General features: G+C 68.3%; 15 protein-coding genes and 1 rRNA gene. 15 read left to right on the top strand and 1 reads right to left on the bottom strand.

The annotated features are described in order from the left end of the window. Positions 1–125 precede the first annotated feature (125 nt). From rrf to ASF76_RS07430, 8 genes are all read left to right on the top strand, one after another. A 5S ribosomal RNA gene (rrf, locus tag ASF76_RS07465) occupies positions 126–242 on the top strand. A gap of 150 nt (positions 243–392) precedes the next feature. Beyond that, complete coding sequence (locus ASF76_RS07460) at positions 393–1,607, top strand: MFS transporter (RefSeq protein WP_055955238.1); 1,215 nt, start codon at positions 393–395, stop codon at positions 1,605–1,607. Positions 1,608–1,741: 134 nt separating this feature from the next. Next, entirely contained in the window at positions 1,742–3,988 is a 2,247-nt protein-coding gene (gene treS / locus ASF76_RS07455; protein WP_055955473.1) for a maltose alpha-D-glucosyltransferase, read from the top strand. A 32-nt stretch (positions 3,989–4,020) separates the two neighbouring features. Next, entirely contained in the window at positions 4,021–4,572 is a 552-nt protein-coding gene (locus tag ASF76_RS07450) for a GIY-YIG nuclease family protein (protein WP_055955235.1), read from the top strand. Positions 4,573–4,664: 92 nt separating this feature from the next. Continuing rightward, on the top strand, positions 4,665–5,366 hold the full coding sequence (locus tag ASF76_RS07445; protein ID WP_055955232.1) for a hypothetical protein: 702 nt from the start codon (positions 4,665–4,667) through the stop codon (positions 5,364–5,366). 62 nt (positions 5,367–5,428) lie between these two features. Then, positions 5,429–6,031, top strand: a complete 603-nt coding sequence (coaE, locus tag ASF76_RS07440; RefSeq protein ID WP_055955229.1) for a dephospho-CoA kinase — start codon at positions 5,429–5,431, stop codon at positions 6,029–6,031. A gap of 88 nt (positions 6,032–6,119) precedes the next feature. Next, positions 6,120–8,189 (top strand): excinuclease ABC subunit UvrB, encoded by a 2,070-nt coding sequence (gene uvrB, locus ASF76_RS07435; RefSeq protein WP_055955227.1) that lies wholly within the window; start codon positions 6,120–6,122, stop codon positions 8,187–8,189. A gap of 14 nt (positions 8,190–8,203) precedes the next feature. Next, on the top strand, positions 8,204–8,626 hold the full coding sequence (locus ASF76_RS07430; protein WP_055955224.1) for a VOC family protein: 423 nt from the start codon (positions 8,204–8,206) through the stop codon (positions 8,624–8,626). Positions 8,627–8,650: 24 nt separating this feature from the next. On the opposite strand, the gene ASF76_RS07425 is transcribed toward ASF76_RS07430, so the two are convergent. Continuing rightward, positions 8,651–8,887: a hypothetical protein gene (locus ASF76_RS07425; protein WP_055955221.1), complete on the bottom strand. Its 237-nt coding sequence runs from the start codon at positions 8,885–8,887 to the stop codon at positions 8,651–8,653. Between the two features lie 35 nt (positions 8,888–8,922). On the opposite strand from ASF76_RS07425, the gene ASF76_RS07420 reads away from it, so the two are divergent. The 7 genes from ASF76_RS07420 to ASF76_RS07395 all read left to right on the top strand — a co-directional run bounded on the left by ASF76_RS07420 (position 8,923) and on the right by ASF76_RS07395 (position 17,323). Continuing rightward, a complete protein-coding gene (locus tag ASF76_RS07420) occupies positions 8,923–9,357 on the top strand; it encodes a MarR family winged helix-turn-helix transcriptional regulator (protein ID WP_055955218.1) in 435 nt (144 codons plus the stop codon). An 89-nt stretch (positions 9,358–9,446) separates the two neighbouring features. Continuing rightward, entirely contained in the window at positions 9,447–12,416 is a 2,970-nt protein-coding gene (gene uvrA / locus ASF76_RS07415) for an excinuclease ABC subunit UvrA (RefSeq protein WP_055955215.1), read from the top strand. Positions 12,417–12,437: 21 nt separating this feature from the next. Next, entirely contained in the window at positions 12,438–14,363 is a 1,926-nt protein-coding gene (gene uvrC / locus ASF76_RS07410) for an excinuclease ABC subunit UvrC (protein ID WP_055955212.1), read from the top strand. 30 nt (positions 14,364–14,393) lie between these two features. After that, on the top strand, positions 14,394–15,272 hold the full coding sequence (gene rapZ / locus ASF76_RS07405; protein WP_055955207.1) for an RNase adapter RapZ: 879 nt from the start codon (positions 14,394–14,396) through the stop codon (positions 15,270–15,272). 41 nt (positions 15,273–15,313) lie between these two features. Beyond that, positions 15,314–16,291 carry a DNA-binding protein WhiA gene (gene whiA / locus ASF76_RS07400; RefSeq protein ID WP_055955205.1) on the top strand — a complete coding sequence of 326 codons (978 nt, stop codon included), beginning with the start codon at positions 15,314–15,316 and terminating at the stop codon, positions 16,289–16,291. 17 nt (positions 16,292–16,308) lie between these two features. Next, on the top strand, positions 16,309–16,614 hold the full coding sequence (locus ASF76_RS17020) for a hypothetical protein (RefSeq protein ID WP_156459162.1): 306 nt from the start codon (positions 16,309–16,311) through the stop codon (positions 16,612–16,614). Between the two features lie 82 nt (positions 16,615–16,696). Continuing rightward, positions 16,697–17,323 carry a superoxide dismutase gene (locus ASF76_RS07395; protein WP_055955202.1) on the top strand — a complete coding sequence of 209 codons (627 nt, stop codon included), beginning with the start codon at positions 16,697–16,699 and terminating at the stop codon, positions 17,321–17,323. Positions 17,324–17,349 lie beyond the last annotated feature (26 nt).

Below are 17,349 nucleotides of genomic sequence, written 5' to 3'. Positions count from 1 at the left end.
ATAATAAGCCGATGACTTGATAACACACCGTTTTTGGTGCTTGCGTCCACTGAGTGGTTCTCGATGTACGGTCGAGAACAACAACAATGAAATATCGTTGTTGGTTTACGGAACATCAATAGCGTTTCGGCGGCCATAGCGAGAGGGAAACGCCCGGTCACATTCCGAACCCGGAAGCTAAGCCTCTCAGCGCCGATGGTACTGCAGGGGGGACCCTGTGGGAGAGTAGGACACCGCCGGACTTCCTTTAAGCCGAAATGGCCACCCAACGCTGGGTGGCCATTTCGCATTTCACCACCCACGCACCACCACGCGCTGGTATGTGATCCCCCAACCGGGGACCACGCACCAGCGCTTCGTCGTACCCGGACTCCGGAAGTAGGCTCGAACGGGTGACCGACTTCACAGGGCACGTGCCGGGCGGCCGTGAATATCGCCGCCTCCTGGTCGGGCTGTTCTTCGGCGGCGTCGCGACATTCGCGCAGCTCTACGCCACGCAGGCGGTGCTGCCGGCTATCGCGGCAGGCGTCCCGACGACTCCGTCGGCGGCGGCGTTGACCGTGTCGGCGTCGACCTTGGGTCTCGCCGTCGCCGTCATCCCCTGGTCGATCGTGGCCGATCGGGTCGGCCGCGTCCCCGCCATGACGATCGGCCTCATCGCCGCGACCTTCTTCGGCGGTCTCACCCCCCTCGCACACGATCTCGGCACCCTGCTCGTCCTGCGTCTGCTCGAGGGTGTCGCGCTCGGCGCGGTGCCGGCCGTGGCCCTCGCCTACCTCAGCGAAGAGGTCGACGCGCGCTATGTCGCGGCGGCAGCGGGGTCCTACATCGCCGGGACGACGGTCGGCGGGCTGAGCGGCCGGGTCGTCTCGGGCTGGGTGGCCGAGGCGGTCGGATGGCGCTGGGGGGTGGCATCCGTTGTTCTGTTGTGTCTGATCGCGGCGGTACTGTTTCTGATCCTCGTGCCCGCATCTCGGGGGTTCGTGCCGGGACGTCTTCGCACGACACCCGGCGCGTCCGTGCGGCGGCGTCTGTGGCTCAATCTACGGTCGCCGGTGCAGCTCGCGCTGTACGCACAGGGTTTTCTGCTGATGGGCGCCTTCGTCGCGGTCTACAACTACCTCGGGTTCCACCTCATCGACCCGCCGTTCTCCCTTGCACCGGCCGTGGTGACGTTGCTGTTCCTCGCCTATCTGGCGGGCACCGTCTCGTCGCCCCGCGCGGGCGCCCTCGCTGTCCGCCACGGTCGACTATCCGTGCTGCTGGTGTGCTCCGTGGTCATGGCGGCCGGTGCGGCGCTGATGTTCGTGCCGGCTGTCGTGAGTGTGATCGTCGGGCTCGTCGCCTTCACCGCGGGATTCTTCGGTGCGCATGCCGTGGCATCCGGGTGGACGCCGGTCGCGGCGCATCCGGAGGCGCGCGCACAGGCCTCGTCGCTTTACTACCTGGGCTACTACGCCGGATCGAGTCTGTTCGGATGGGCGTTGGGCATCGTTTTCGGCACAGCCGGGTGGGGGTGGTTCCTCGGGGCCGTGGTGGCGATGTGCGCGTCGGCCATGGGGCTTGCGGTATGGGCGCTGCGCCCGGCGTCGTCGCCCGCGCGGTGACGGCAACAGTCACTGTTTTCCGCGCCCAGGTCAATGCCTCGGCGCATCATCGTCTCGACCGACTAGCGTCGAGAAGGACGTGAGGGAGGTCGCGAGTGGACGATGCGGGCGAGCGTAGTGTGACGGACGACGAGATGGTGGGGTCGACACCGGTGGATGCGGAGGATGCGGCCGAGAACGTGTCCGAGATCAGCTACGACGAGCAGCGGTACCCGGCCCGGCCGCGGCGCCTTCGCCCGCGAGACCAGTTCCGCGGCGGCACGCTGCGGCGGTTCCTCACCGATCCACGAAACGCCAACGGACTCAACCCGTCCTACGTCGAATGGCTCGTGCGGCAGTCGATGTTGAAGGACGCCGACGTCCTGAGCCGGCAGTTGTCGGGTCAGCCGTCGATGTGGCGCAACCCCTATGCGCGTCCCGATGCTCGACGGGCCATCGAGTCGACCGACGTGTGGTTCACGGCGTACCCCATCTCGCTCATCACTCGACCGGGGGAGTCCTTCCTCGAGGCATTGGGCGATGAAGCTCTGTGGGAGGCGTTCGAGTGGGTGGGGATCAACGGCATCCACACGGGTCCCGTCAAGCGGGCCGGCGGGATCACGGGATGGCAGGAGACGCCGAGCGTCGACGGTCACTTCGACCGCATCAGCACGCAGATCGACCCGGAGTTCGGCGATGAGAACGCCTTCCGGCGGGTGGCCGATGTGGCGGAGTCGCACGGCGGCAGCGTGATCGACGACATCGTCCCCGGCCACACGGGGAAGGGCGCCGACTTCCGCCTCGCCGAGATGGCCTACAAGGATTATCCCGGCATCTACCACATGGTCGAGATCCCTCGGGAGGACTGGGAAATGCTGCCGGAGGTGCCCGCGGGGCGCGATTCGGTCAATCTCGACGCCGACACCGAACGCGAGCTGAGCGCGCGCGGCTACATCATCGGCGAGTTGCAGCGCGTCATCTTCTACACGCCCGGTGTGAAGGAGACGAACTGGAGCGCGACGGCGCCCGTCGTCGGCACCGACGGTCTCGAGCGCCGGTGGGTCTACCTGCACTACTTCAAGGAGGGGCAGCCCTCGATCAACTGGCTCGACCCCACTTTCGCCGGGATGCGGCTGGTCATCGGCGACGCTTTGCACTCGCTCGGCGACCTCGGAACGAGCGCCCTTCGCCTGGACGCCAACGGCTTCCTCGGTGTCGAGAAGAGCGCCGAAGGTCTTCCCGCGTGGTCGGAGGGCCACCCGCTCTCGCACGCGGCGAACCACATCATCGCCGGCATGGTGCGAAAGGTCGGCGGCTTCACCTTCCAGGAGCTCAACCTGACGATGGAGGACATCCGCGACACCAGCGCGGTCGGCGCCGACCTGTCGTACGACTTCGTCACGCGCCCGGGCTATCACCACGCGCTCGCGACCGCGAACACGGAGTTCCTCCGCCTCGCCCTCAACACCGCTCTGGAAACGGGCGTCGAGCCGGTGCAGCTGGTGCACGGCATGCAGAACCACGACGAGCTGACCTATGAACTCGTCCACTGGGCGACCACGCATCGCGACACGCTCTATCCCTTCCGGCATGACGAGCACTCGGGAGCGGAGATCGCCGAGATGGTGCGCGCGGAGTTGACCGAGAAACTGACGGTCGACGCCGACTACAACCTCGTCTTCACCCAGAACGGCATCGCCTGCACGACGGCATCCCTCATCGCCGCCACGCAGGGCAAATCCACCCTCGGCGAGATCACCGAGGCCGACGTGCCCGCCATCCGCGACGCGCACCTCCTGCTGGCGAAGTACAACTCGTGGCAGCCCGGCGTGTTCGCCCTGTCGGGATGGGACCTCACGGGATCGCTTACGCTGCCCGCCGACGAGGTGCGCCACCTCATCTCGTCGGGCGACACCCGCTGGATCGAGCGCGGTGCCCACGATCTGCTCGATGTGGCCCCCGACGCGGCGTCGTCGATCTCGGGGATGCCGCGTGCCCGCTCGCTCTACGGATCGCTGGGAGACCAGCAGGCGGATCCGCAGTCGTTCCTGTCTGGGCTGCGCGACGTGCTACGCATCCGCGGTGACCACGGCATCGCGATCGCGTCGCAGATCGACATCCCCCAGGTGGGTCACCCGAGCATGCTCGTTCTGGTGCATCGACTCGACGGGGGCGACCGCCGCGCCGAGGACGCACCGCTGCAGATCACGGTGCTGAACTTCTCGGCCGAGACGATCGAGGGGACGGTGCGCTCCGAGTATCTCGTTCCGCAAAGCACCGCAGTGGATGCCGCGACCGGTGACGTGCTCGGACGTGTCGACGAACTGCAGAGCTTCTCGATCGAGCTGGGTCCGTACGCCGGTCTCTTCCTGGTGATGGAGGGTCCCGAGAGCGACGAGTGAGCGATGTCGGGGGTCGGGCATAGCGTGAGCGCATGTCCGCCCCCGTCTGCCTCGTCGTCTCCTGCGCCGGTGCCGTCGACCCCGCGGCGCCGGTGGCGCTCTGCGAGTGGCACGCGGCCGTCAGCGCGGAGTGGACGACAGCGCACGACGGTGTGACCGACCTTCTGCCGACACCGTGCCGACTGTGCGCATCGCGCCTCGGGGTGCGGTGGCCGACCGGGTGGCTGTGCGCGGTATGCGAATGGCCGCACGGCGACGCCGTCGACGATGAACTACCTCCGCCCCGCGTTGACGTCGTGTACTACCTGCAGTTCGAGGACCGCATCAAAATCGGTACGACAGCACGGCCGCGACAGCGGCTCGCCGCCATCTGGCATGACGAACTCCTCGCCTTCGAGCCGGGCGACAGGCTGGTCGAGCGGCGCCGTCACGAGCTGTTCGCCGACGAGAGGTTCGGGCGCACGGAATGGTTCCGGCGGTCCACTGCTCTCGACGCGCACATCGACCGACTCGCGGCCGGGGTCGACGACCCGTGGGCCCGGTACGCCCGGTGGGTGAGCGAAGCGATCGCCCGGCGCGGGTGAGGGAACACCTGTTCGCGCCGGCGGCAAGCCCTCGTGGGCTCTGAGGCGAGCCGTCTAGCGTGGGCCGCACACGATGTAGGAGGCAGCGCACCATGGGATTCCTCGATCGACTCTTCGGATCCGGCGACGAGACGCCGCAGCGCGCGGCCGCATCGGCTGCACCGCGTGGTGCGGCGAGCGAACTGCGCGATGCCGACGGCAGGTACGCACCCCCACCGGCCGGCGGCGGTGAGTTCGTGGCATCCGGATCCGACGAGGACCGACAGGCCGTCGATCGCTACCGGTACCTCTTGCGCACAGCTCCGCCCGAGACGGTGGAGCAGGTGCACGCCGAGGCGTTCGGCAAGCTCACGCCCGCGCAGCGTCAGCAGGTACTGCAGGATCTCTCGTCAGGTCTGGCGCCCTCCGAGCGCCCGGCCGACGACCAGCCCGCCTCTCTCGCGCGCGCCGCGACCCGCGCCGAGTACTCGCAGCCCGGTTTCATGGAGCGCACGTTCGGCGGGAGGTCGTTCTCGGGAGGCCCGGGCTTCGGCTCGATGCTGGGCGCGTCGATGCTCGGCACGATCGGCGGATACGTGGTGGGCTCGGCGCTCGTGGGCGCGATGTTCGACCCGGGGTACGACGCCGGGTACGCCGACGGCGCCGCCGCGGATGCCGGGGCGGGCGAGGCGGGTGCGGGCGATGCCGCGGCGGGTGATGTCGGGGCGGTCGACGCCGGCGGGGTGGACCCCGGTGCGGGCGGCGACATCGGAGCGGACTTCGGTGGCGACTTCGGGGGCGACTTCGGCTTCTGAGGGCAGGCGGTCAGAGGGCCGGGCTCGGCTTCGTGCGCCCCACGATGTGACATCCTCGTCCAATGCCTCTTCTCGCGTTGACGGGTGGAATCGCCTCGGGCAAGTCCACCATCGCGACCGCTCTCGCCGACCACGGAGCCGTCGTCATCGACGCGGACGCGATCGTTCGCGAGGTACAGGCGCCCGGATCGCCTGTACTCGAGGCGATCGCCGCGGAGTTCGGTTCCGCGGTGCTCCGTGATGACGGCGCGCTCGATCGTCCTGCTCTCGGTGCTCTGGTGTTCGGTCACCGCGACCGGCTCGCCGCCCTGAATGCGCTGGTGCACCCCGCCGTCCGCTCGGAATCGCAGCGGCGGTTCGATGAGGCGTTCGCCGCCGATCCGGACGCCGTTGTCGTCTACGACGTGCCGCTGCTCGCGGAGGCGAGAGGCGGGGATACCTGGGATCTCGTCGTCGTCGCCCATGCGCCTGTGGAGGAACGTGTACGCCGTCTCGTCGAGATCCGCGGACTCAGCGAGGGGGATGCGCGCGCGCGCATCGGGTCGCAGGTCGGTGACGAGGAGCGCCTCGCCCTCGCCGACGTGGTCATCGACACGGGCACGACCCTGGATGCCACCCGGCAGCAGGTCGACCAGCTGTGGGACCGCGTGACGCGCCCTCGCTGACGGTCGGGTCTCTCTTTTCGCCGTCGCGCTCGCGTACGGCGAAACGCAACCCGACCCCGATGTCGGAGGCCCCGCCTACGCTGGAATCATGCAGGCAACGCGTTCCGTCCGTCCCTTCGAGGTCATCAGCGAGTACTCGCCCTCCGGCGACCAGCCGCAGGCGATCGCCGACCTCGCCGGGCGCATCAACGCCGGCGAGACCGACGTCGTGCTGCTGGGTGCGACCGGTACCGGAAAGTCGGCGACGACGGCCTGGCTGGTGGAGCAGGTGCAGCGCCCCACGTTGGTGCTCGCGCACAACAAGACCCTCGCGGCGCAGCTGGCGAACGAGTTCCGCGAGTTGATGCCGAACAACGCCGTCGAGTACTTCGTCTCCTACTACGACTACTACCAACCCGAGGCCTATGTGCCGCAGACCGACACGTTCATCGAGAAGGACTCATCGATCAACGCCGAAGTCGAGCGCCTGCGCCACTCGACCACCAATTCGCTGCTGTCCCGACGCGACGTGATCGTCGTGTCCACGGTGTCGTGCATCTACGGCCTCGGCGCGCCCGAAGAATACCTGCGCGCGATGGTCGCCCTGCAGGTGGGGGAGCGGTACGACCGCGACGCGCTCATCCGCAAGTTCATCTCGATGCAGTACAACCGCAACGACGTCGATTTCTCGCGCGGCAACTTCCGCGTGCGAGGCGACACGATCGAGATCATCCCGGTCTACGAGGAGTACGCCATCCGCATCGAGATGTTCGGCGACGAGATCGAGGCGCTGTACACGCTGCACCCGCTCACCGGTGACGTCATCGAGAAGATGGATTCCGTACCGATCTTTCCGGCATCTCACTACGTCGCCGGCACCGAGACGGTTCAGAGAGCGATCGGCACCATCGAGCACGAGCTCGAGGAGCGCCTGAAAGAGTTCGAGTCGCAGGGAAAGCTCCTCGAAGCGCAGCGTCTGCGCATGCGCACGACGTTCGATCTCGAGATGCTGCAGCAGCTCGGTTTCTGCTCGGGCATCGAGAACTACTCGCGTCACATGGACGGCCGCATGCCCGGCGACCCGCCGCACACGCTGCTCGACTTCTTCCCCGACGACTTCCTGCTCGTCATCGACGAGTCGCACGTGACGGTGCCGCAGATCGGTGCGATGTACGAGGGCGACGCGTCGCGCAAGCGCACGCTGGTGGAGCACGGGTTCCGACTGCCGAGCGCCATGGACAACCGCCCCCTGCGGTGGGATGAATTCAAGGAGCGCGTCGGTCAGGCCGTCTACCTGTCGGCGACGCCGGGTCGGTACGAGATGGGCATCGCCGACGGGGTGGTCGAGCAGATCATCCGTCCGACGGGCCTGGTGGACCCCGAGATCGTCGTGAAACCGTCGAAGGGCCAGATCGACGATCTGCTCGAAGAGATCCGTGTGCGCGTCGAACGTGACGAGCGCGTGCTCGTCACCACCCTGACCAAGAAGATGGCCGAAGAGTTGACCGACTTCCTCGGGGAACACGGTGTGCGGGTGCGGTACCTGCACTCCGACGTCGACACCCTGCGGCGCGTCGAGCTGCTGACCGAGCTGCGCGCCGGCGTCTACGACGTGCTTGTGGGCATCAACCTGCTGCGAGAAGGACTCGACCTGCCCGAGGTCTCGCTCGTGGCGATCCTCGATGCCGACAAAGAGGGATTCCTCCGCAGCGGGACGTCGCTCATCCAGACCATCGGCCGTGCCGCACGAAATGTCTCCGGTGAGGTGCACATGTACGCCGACAGGATCACCGACTCGATGCGCAACGCGATCGACGAGACCGATCGACGGCGCGAGAAGCAGGTCGCTTACAACACCGAACACGGGATCGACCCGCAGCCGCTGCGGAAGAAGATCGCCGACATCACCGAGGTGTTGAACCGCGAGGCCACTGACACGAGGAAGCTGCTCGCCCGTAACGACAAGGCGGGCAAGGGCAAGTCGCCCACGCCGTCGCTGCGTCGGACGGGGATCGCCGCCGAAGGGGCGGATCAGCTCGAGTCGACGATCGCCGACCTCACGCAACAGATGTTGGCGGCGGCGGCGGAGCTCAAGTTCGAGCTTGCCGGGCGTCTCCGTGACGAGGTGCAGGACATGAAGAAAGAGCTCCGAGCGATGGAGAGAGCCGGGCACGCCTGAGCCCGCAACCGCACATGGACCAACGCATCACCCTCGTGACCCTCGGAGTCCGCGACCTCTCGCGCTCGATCGCCTTCTACCGTGCGCTGGGGTGGAGGGCGCATCCGACATCCGTCGATGGCGAGATCGCGTTCTTCGACACGGGCGGCCTCGTCCTAGCACTGTGGGGTCGCGACGAACTGGCCGCGGATTCGGGCGTCGAAGACGGCGGCGGATGGGGTGGTGTGACCCTGGCCCACAACGTCCTCGAGGCGGAGAAAGTCGACACCGTCCTGGCCGACGCCGTGGCAGCGGGTGCGCGACTGGCGCGAGCGGGTGCACCGACGCCGTGGGGCGGGTATTCCGGAGTCTTCATCGACCCCGACGGTCACCCGTGGGAGGTCGCCGTCAACCCGGGGTGGCCGTTGGACGAGGCGGGGCGCCCGCAGCTGGGGTGACGACCGCCCGGCACGCCACCCGTGTCAGGGACAGTGCAGCAGGGGCTTCGGCCCGGATCGGTCGACGCTGTGCTCCGTCATCGGGTGACCGCACAGGGGGCAGGGGCGACCCGTGCGGATGGGCTCCGGGGTCGTCTCGTAGGGGCCGACCGAAGCCGGGCCGGCGACACGGATCAGACGCGTATTGAGGTACTGATACCAACCGCCCGCCTCGCGCACGCGCTCGCGGAGCGGCGGGCGAGGTGCATCCTTTCGTGTCATGATTATTAGTGTACTAACGATTTGGGAGGTCGCGCGTGCAGGATCCGTTGAAGCTGGAGAACCAGGTGTGCTTCGCCCTCGTCACCGCCGCCCGCAACATCGTCTCGATGTACCGCCCCGTGCTCGAGCCGCTCGGCCTGACGCACCCGCAGTACCTGGTCATGCTCGCCCTGTGGGAGCGATCGCCGCGCACGCTCGGGGCGCTGGCCGCCGAGCTCGCGATGGAACCGGCCACGCTGTCACCTCTGGTCAAACGTCTCGAGACGCAGGGTCGCGTCGATCGCACCCGCCGCACCGACGACGAGCGGGTGCTCGACATCGCGCTCACCGACGAGGGGCGCGCGCTGCGCGAATCCGCCCTCGCCGTCCCCGGCCAGATCATGGCGCGAGTGGGCGTCTCGGAGGAAGCGCTGATCGCGCTCCGCGACGGTCTCGCGCCCTTCGCCGGGGGCGCTCGAGCGGGGGAGTGAAGCCCGCCTCGCGTCGCCGCACTCTCGCACATCCGTGCGCCCGGGGCGAACCCGGGGCCGATGTCGGAGGCCCGACCTAGACTTAACACGTGCCGATCGTTCCCGTTTCTTCGCCCACCTCGCCCGCCACCTCAGGTACGAGCGGAAAGCTCAGTGTGCGTGGTGCGCGCGTGCACAACCTCAAGAACGTCGACCTCGACATCCCACGCGATTCCCTCGTTGTCTTCACCGGCCTGTCCGGCTCGGGCAAGTCGAGCCTCGCATTCGACACGATCTTCGCCGAGGGTCAGCGCCGCTACGTCGAGTCGTTGAGCGCCTATGCGCGCCAGTTCCTCGGGCAGGTCGATCGACCCGACGTCGACTTCATCGAGGGTCTCAGCCCGGCGGTCTCGATCGACCAGAAATCGACCAACCGTAACCCCCGCTCGACGGTCGGCACGATCACCGAGATCCACGACTACATGCGTCTGCTCTGGGCGCGCGTCGGCGTACCCCACTGCCCCGACTGCGGTGCGCGCATCCAGCGTCAGACGATCCAACAGATCGCCGACCAGCTGATGGAGCTGCCGGAGCGCACCCGCTACCAGATCGTCGCCCCGGTCGTCACGCAGAAGAAGGGCGAGTTCGTCGACCTTTTCAAGGAGCTCAGTGCGAAGGGCTACGCGCGCGCCGTCGTCGACGGCGACTTGATCCAGTTGGCCGAGCCGCCGACGCTGAAGAAGAGCTACAAGCACGACATCGCCGTCGTCGTCGACCGGCTCGTGGCATCCGGAGACAGCCTCAGCCGCGTCACCGATTCGGTCGAAACGGCGATGGGTCTCGCGGGCGGCATCATGCAGGTGAACTATGTCGACGAAGAGGGCGACGACGCCTGGCAGTCGTTCTCCGAGAAGCTGTCCTGCCCCAACGGGCACCCGCTGCAGCTCACCGAGATCGAACCGCGTACGTTCTCGTTCAACGCCCCCTTCGGCGCCTGCCCGGTCTGTTCGGGTCTCGGAACGCGCATGTCGGTCGACGTCGACCTCATGCTCGGCGACGAGGAGCTGTCGATCCGCGACGGCGCCATCCTGCCGTGGACGACGCAGGGCAAGGGCCTCTTCCAGTACTACGAGCGCCTCCTCGAGGGTCTGGCCCGTGATCTCGACTTCTCGCTCGACACCCCGTGGAAGAAGCTGACGCACGACGTGCAGCAGGCGGTGCTGCGCGGCGAGAACTACAAGGTCACGGTCAAGTGGAAGAACCGCTATGGCCGTGAGATGCGTTACTCCTCGGGGTTCGAGGGTGTCGTGCCCTACATCGAGCGTCAGTACCTGCAGGCGGAGTCCGACGCGCAGCGCCAGCGCTGGTCGGAGTACCTCCGCGAGGTCCCGTGCGCCGTGTGCGACGGCGACCGCCTCAAGCCCGAGGTGCTTGCCGTGCTCGTCGACGGCACCTCCATCGCCGCCGCATCCCGCATGAGCCTCTCCGACGCCCGCGAGTTCTTCTCGGAACTCACTCTCACCGACCGCGAGGCCACCATCGCTGCGGCGGTGCTGCGCGAGATCCGCGCGCGCCTCGACTTCCTCCTGCAGGTGGGGCTCAATTACCTCAGCCTCGGGCGAGCGGCCGGCACCCTGTCGGGCGGCGAGGCGCAACGTATCCGCCTCGCCACGCAGATCGGCTCGGGCCTCACGGGCGTGCTGTACGTTCTCGACGAGCCCTCCATCGGACTCCACCAGCGTGACAACCGCCGTCTGATCCAGACGCTCGAGACCCTCCGCGACCTCGGCAACACCCTCATCGTCGTGGAGCACGACGAAGAGACCATCCACGCGGCCGACTGGGTCGTCGACATCGGACCCCGCGCCGGTGTAGACGGCGGCAACGTCGTGCACTCCGGGCCCCTCGCCGAACTGCTGACCGACGAGAGCTCCCTCACCGGCGCATACCTCTCGGGCCGTCGCGCGATCGAGGCGCCGAAGAAACGACGCAAGATCGACAAGAAGCGCCAGGTCACCGTCGTCGGCGCACGCGAGAACAACCTGCAGAACGTCACGGTCGACTTCCCCCTCGGTGTCCTCACGGCGGTGACCGGCGTGAGCGGATCGGGCAAGTCGACGCTGGTCAACGGCATCTTGTACGAGGTCCTCGCCTCGAAGCTGAACGGCGCGCGCCGCGTCCCCGGCAAGCACACCCGCGTGACCGGTCTCGACAACCTCGACAAGGTCGTGCACGTCGACCAGGCCCCCATCGGCCGCACGCCGCGCTCGAACCCGGCGACCTACACGGGCGTCTTCGACCGCATCCGCACGCTCTTCAGCGAGACCCCCGAGGCGAAGGTCCGCGGCTACCAGGCCGGCAGATTCAGCTTCAACGTCAAGGGCGGCCGTTGCGAGGCGTGCTCGGGCGACGGCACGTTGAAGATCGAGATGAACTTCCTGCCCGACGTGTACGTCGACTGCGAGGTCTGCCACGGAAAGCGCTACAACCGCGACACCCTGTCGGTGCACTACAAGGGCAAGAACATCGCCGAGGTGCTCGAGATGCCGATCTCGGAGGCCGCGGAGTTCTTCGAGCCCATCCAGGCGATCCACCGCTACCTCAAGACCCTGGTCGACGTCGGTCTCGGCTACGTCCGGCTCGGCCAGTCGGCCACGACCCTCTCGGGGGGTGAGGCCCAGCGCGTCAAGCTCGCCACCGAGCTCCAGCGCCGCAGCAACGGCCGGTCCATCTACGTGCTCGACGAGCCGACGACGGGTCTGCACTTCGAGGACGTGTCCTTGCTGCTGAAGGTGCTGAATGGCCTCGTCGACAAGGGCAACTCGGTCATCGTCATCGAGCACAACCTCGACGTCATCAAGAGCAGCGACTGGGTGATCGACCTCGGGCCCGAGGGCGGCGCCGGCGGCGGCACGATCGTGGCGACCGGCACCCCCGAGCAGGTCGCGAAGGTCGAGGGGAGCCACACCGGCGCCTTCCTCGCCGAGCTCCTCGAGACCGGGCGCACAGGGACGCAGCGCAACGCCCCCTCGCTCGACGCGGACAGCGCCGAGCGGGAGCTCGTGAGCGCGGCGGGCTGACCCGTGGCATCCCGAGAACGGATGTCGCACCTGCCTTACCGACCCAAGGCCGGAGAGATCCCCACCAACCCGGGGGTGTATCGGTTCCGGGACGCCGAGGGGCGGGTGCTGTACGTCGGCAAGGCCAAGAACCTGAGGGCGCGACTGTCGAACTACTTCGCTCCGCTGTACTCGTTGCACGAGCGGACGCGCCGGATGGTGACCACCGCGGCGAGCGTCGAGTGGACGGTCGTGCCGAGCGACGTCGACTCGCTCCAGCTGGAGTACATGTGGATCAAGGAGTTCGACCCGCCCTTCAACGTGCGCTATCGCGACGACAAGTCGTACCCCTTCATGGCGATCACCCTCGCCGATGAGGCGCCGCGGGTGATCGTGACCCGCAACCGCAAGATCCGCGGCGCGAAGTACTTCGGCCCGTACCCCAAGGTGTGGGCGGTGCACGACACGATCGACCTGATGATCAAGGTCTTCCCCATTCGCACGTGCAGCGACTCGTCCTACAAAACGGCGATGGCGTCGGGGCGTCCGTGCTTCCCGGGGCAGATCGGCCGCTGCGGCGGGCCGTGCTCGATGAAGGTCACGATCGACGAGCACCGGGCCGTGGTCAACGACTTCATCGCGTTCATGTCGGGCGGCGACCAGCGCTTCGCGCGCGACCTCACCGCGCGCATGAAAGAGGCCTCGGCCGCGATGGACTACGAGTCGGCCGCACACTACCGCGACCGCCTGCAGGCCATCGACGCCGTGCTCGGCAAGAGCGCCCTGGTGCTGGCATCCGACACCGACGCCGACCTGTTCGGCATCGCCGAAGACGAGCTCGCCGCGACCGTGCAGCACTTCGTCGTCCGCGGCGGCCGTGTGCGCGGTGTGCGCGCGACGACGATCGAGAAAGAGATCGACATCTCGGGCGCCGAGCTCGTCGATCAGGTGCTGCAGCGCACCTACGGCGATGCGGATGCCGCTGATATCCCGCGGCAGGTGCTCGTGCCCGAACTCCCCGACGACGCCGAGCAGCTCGAAGCATGGCTGCGTGAGCGTCGCGGGCGCCCGGTCACCCTGCAGGTGGCCCAGCGCGGACGTAAGTCCGACCTGCTGAAGACGGCCACGCTGAACGCGCAGCAGGCGCTCATGCTGCACAAGACGCGCCGCACGAGCGATTACGTCGCCCGCTCGCAGGCCCTGACCGATCTGCAGGAGGCGCTCGGCATGACCGAGGCACCGCTGCGCATCGAGTGCTTCGACGTGTCGCACCTCGCCGGCACCAACGTCGTGGCATCCATGGTCGTCTTCGAAGACGGGCTGCCGCGAAAAGACCAGTACCGCTCGTTCGGCGTCGCCGAGACCACCGACGACACCGACTCGATGTATCAGGTGCTCACGAGACGACTCGCCTACCTCGACCGGCCCGAGGAGATCGAGCCCGAGACCGTCGGGGGCGCGATCATCGCCGACCCCGACTCCGATCAGGCCACCGCCGACGGCGACGTCGTGACCGCGCGCAAACGCCCGCGCTTCGCGTACCGGCCACAACTGCTCGTCGTCGACGGCGGCCAGCCGCAGGTCGCGGCGGCGGCCCGGGCGCTCGCCGACGCGGGGCACGAGGAGATCGCGCTGTGCGGCATCGCCAAGCGGCTCGAAGAGGTGTGGCTGCCGGGGGAGGACTACCCGGTCATCCTGCCGCGCACCTCGGAGGCGCTCTATCTGCTGCAGCGCCTGCGCGACGAGGCCCACCGTTTCGCCATCGTGCACCAGCGCAAGCGTCGAAAGCGCGACATCACGAGCGTGCTCGCGGAGGTCCCCGGGCTCGGCGACACCCGCATCAAGGCGTTGCTCCGGCACTTCGGGTCGGTCTCAGCGCTCAAAGACGCCAGTCCCGACGAGATCACGGCTCTTCCCGGGATCGGTCCGGCGCTCGCTGAGGCGATTCACTCGCACCTGGCTCGGTAGGCTGTGACGACACGACGGGAGGCCACGCCCATGGAGCCGGAACGCGACGAGCCAGGTGAGGTGCTGATCGTCACCGGCATGTCGGGGGCCGGGCGGTCCACCGTCGCCAACGCCCTCGAGGACCTCGATTGGTACGTCGTCGACAACCTGCCGCCTCAGATGCTGCGGCCGTTGCTCGAGCTCACCGAGCTCGCGGGCGGTGCGGTGCCCCGGGTGGCCGTCGTGGTCGATGTGCGCGGCCGATCGCTGTTCAGCGACCTGCCCGAGGCGATGCGCGCACTGCAGGCGGGTCGTCAAGTGCGGGTCGTCTTCCTGGATGCCAGCGACGCGGTGCTCGTGCGCCGGTTCGAGGCCGTGCGCCGACCGCATCCCCTGCAGGGCGACGGCACCATCGTCGACGGCATCCGACGCGAACGCGAGCGTCTCGCGCCCCTGCGGGAGGCCGCCGACATGGTGATCGACACCTCGGGTCTGAACGTGCACCAGCTGTCGCTGCGCACCGTGACACTGTTCGGTGAAGAGGGTGCCGCGCGCCACACCGTCACGCTCATGAGCTTCGGTTTCAAGTACGGGCTGCCGCCCGACGTCGACCTCGTCGCCGACATGCGCTTCCTACCGAACCCGTTCTGGAACGAAGACCTCCGGCCCCTCACGGGCGAAGACCCCCTGGTGCGGGAATACGTGCTGGGCCAGACGGGGGCGTCGGAATTCCTCGACGCCTACGCGGCCGCACTCCGCCCGGTGCTGGACGGGTATCAGCGCGAGAACAAGCGGCATTCGGTCGTGGCGGTGGGCTGCACCGGCGGCAAGCATCGCTCGGTGGTGATGGCGCGGGAGCTGGCTGCACGTCTGGCCGATGTTCCCGGGGTGGCCGTCCGCGTGGCTCATCGCGACCTCGGTCGCGAGTAGGCTGTACCGTCGCCCCCGCCGCCCCCCACCCGAGGAGAACCGTGCCGCTGACCGCCGACGTGAAGGCCGAACTCATCACCGTTCGCGACCCGCGCCCGACCGCGCGCGTCGCCGAGCTCACGGCCCTCCTGCGCTTCTCCGGTGGTCTGCACTCCATCGCCAACCGCGTCGCCGTCGAGGCTGAACTCGACTCCGACGTCCTCGCGCGTCGGGTCGCCCGCGACCTCGTGGAGTTGTACGGCGTGCGTCCCGAACTGCACCACGTGCAGGGCTCCGGGGGTCGTACCGGGGGTTACTACGCCGTGCGCGTCATCGAGGCCGGCGAGACCCTTGCACGCCAGACGGGACTGCTCGATCAGCGTCGCCGCCCGGTGCGCGGTCTTCCCAACAAGCTGACCACGGGCTCGCGGCCCGACCTCAGCGCCATCTGGCGCGGAGCGTTTCTGGCGAGCGGCTCGCTGAGCGATCCGGGCCGGTCCGCGGCCCTCGAGATCTCGTGCCCGTCGTCCGAGGCGGCGATGGCGCTCGTCGGTGCCGGTCACCGCATCGGCATCCCGGCCAAGGCCCGCGAGGTGCGCGGGGTTCCGCGCGTCGTGGTGCGCGACGGCGAGGCGATCCGTGGCGCGCTGTACGAGATGGGCGCCCGCCGCACCGCGGGGGAGTGGGACCAGATGCGTCAGCGCCGCGAGGTGCGCGCCGGCGTGAACCGCCTCGTGAACTTCGACGACGCCAACCTCCGCCGCTCGGCCCAGGCCGCCGTGGCCGCCTGCGCCCGGGTGGAGCGCGCGCTCGAGATCCTCGGCGACGAGGTCCCCGACCACCTGCAGCAGGCCGGCGAGCTGCGCCTGGCGCACCGCGACGCGAGCCTCGACGAGCTCGGGCATCACGCCGACCCGCCTCTCACGAAAGACGCCGTGGCCGGACGCATCCGCCGGTTGCTGGCGATGGCCGACAAGAAGGCCGAGGTCGAGGGCATCCCGGGCACCGAGGCCGCCGTGCCGATGGGCGCTGAGGACTGAGACCCGTCTCGGATGCCGTGATCCGCGGCATCCGCGCGATCCGCTCCCGCGCGCTCTGCTTCGGCGTGCACCGCTCCCACGCGCTCTGCTTCCGCGTGCACCGCTCCCGCGCGCTCTGCTTCGGCGTGCACCGCTCCCGCGCGCTCCGCTTCCGCGTTCACCGCTCCCGCGGCGGAGACGGCGTGGATGCGCCGTGCGCGGGCATCTTCCGGATGCCGTTGTCCGCGGCATCCGATCCCGCCTGCGCCCGACGCGGCGGGCGCTACCTTCCGTCATCCGGGGAAGCAACCCTGTGGGTCGGGCGTTACCCCTCAATAGGATGAAGACGTCACCCTCGCTGCGCGGTTCCTCGCACGTCGTCTCGGCGGAGAGGTCCCGGCGGCGCCCGATTCGGAAGTTGAGATCATGGCGAAGTACACGCTGCCCGAACTGCCCTACGACTACTCGGCCCTGGAGCCGCACATCAGTGCGACGATCATGGAGCTGCACCACAGCAAGCACCACCAGACCTACGTCAACGGCGCGAACACCACCCTCGACCTGCTCGCCGAAGCGCGCGAGAAGGGCGATTTCGCCAACATCAACCGTCTGCAGAAGGACCTCGCGTTCAACCTCGGCGGCCACACGAACCACTCGATCTTCTGGACGAACCTCTCGCCCAACGGCGGCGACAAGCCCACCGGCGACCTCGAGTCGGCGATCGACGACCAGTTCGGCTCGTTCGATGCGTTCCGCGCGCAGTTCACCGCCGCCGCTCTCGGCGTGCAGGGCTCCGGCTGGGCCGGACTCTTCTGGGACTCGATCGGTGAGAACCTCGTGATCCAGCAGTTCTTCGACCAGCAGGGTCAGATCGTCGCGGGCACCGTCCCGATCCTCCTGCTCGACGTCTGGGAGCACGCGTACTACCTCGACTACAAGAACGTGCGCGCCGACTACGTCAAGGCGTTCTGGAACATCGCCAACTGGGCCGACGCCCAGCAGCGCTTCACCGCCGCCCGCGAGAAGACCGCGGGTCTGCTGGTACTGTCGTAAACGGCGTGGGCGTCCCGGTGGGCACT

Origin of the sequence: Microbacterium sp. Leaf151 (genome assembly GCF_001424225.1) — a bacterium.
Lineage (GTDB): Bacteria > Actinomycetota > Actinomycetes > Actinomycetales > Microbacteriaceae > Microbacterium.
Note: the sequence above shows the minus strand (reverse complement) of the source record. Positions and strands in the feature narration are given on the sequence as shown.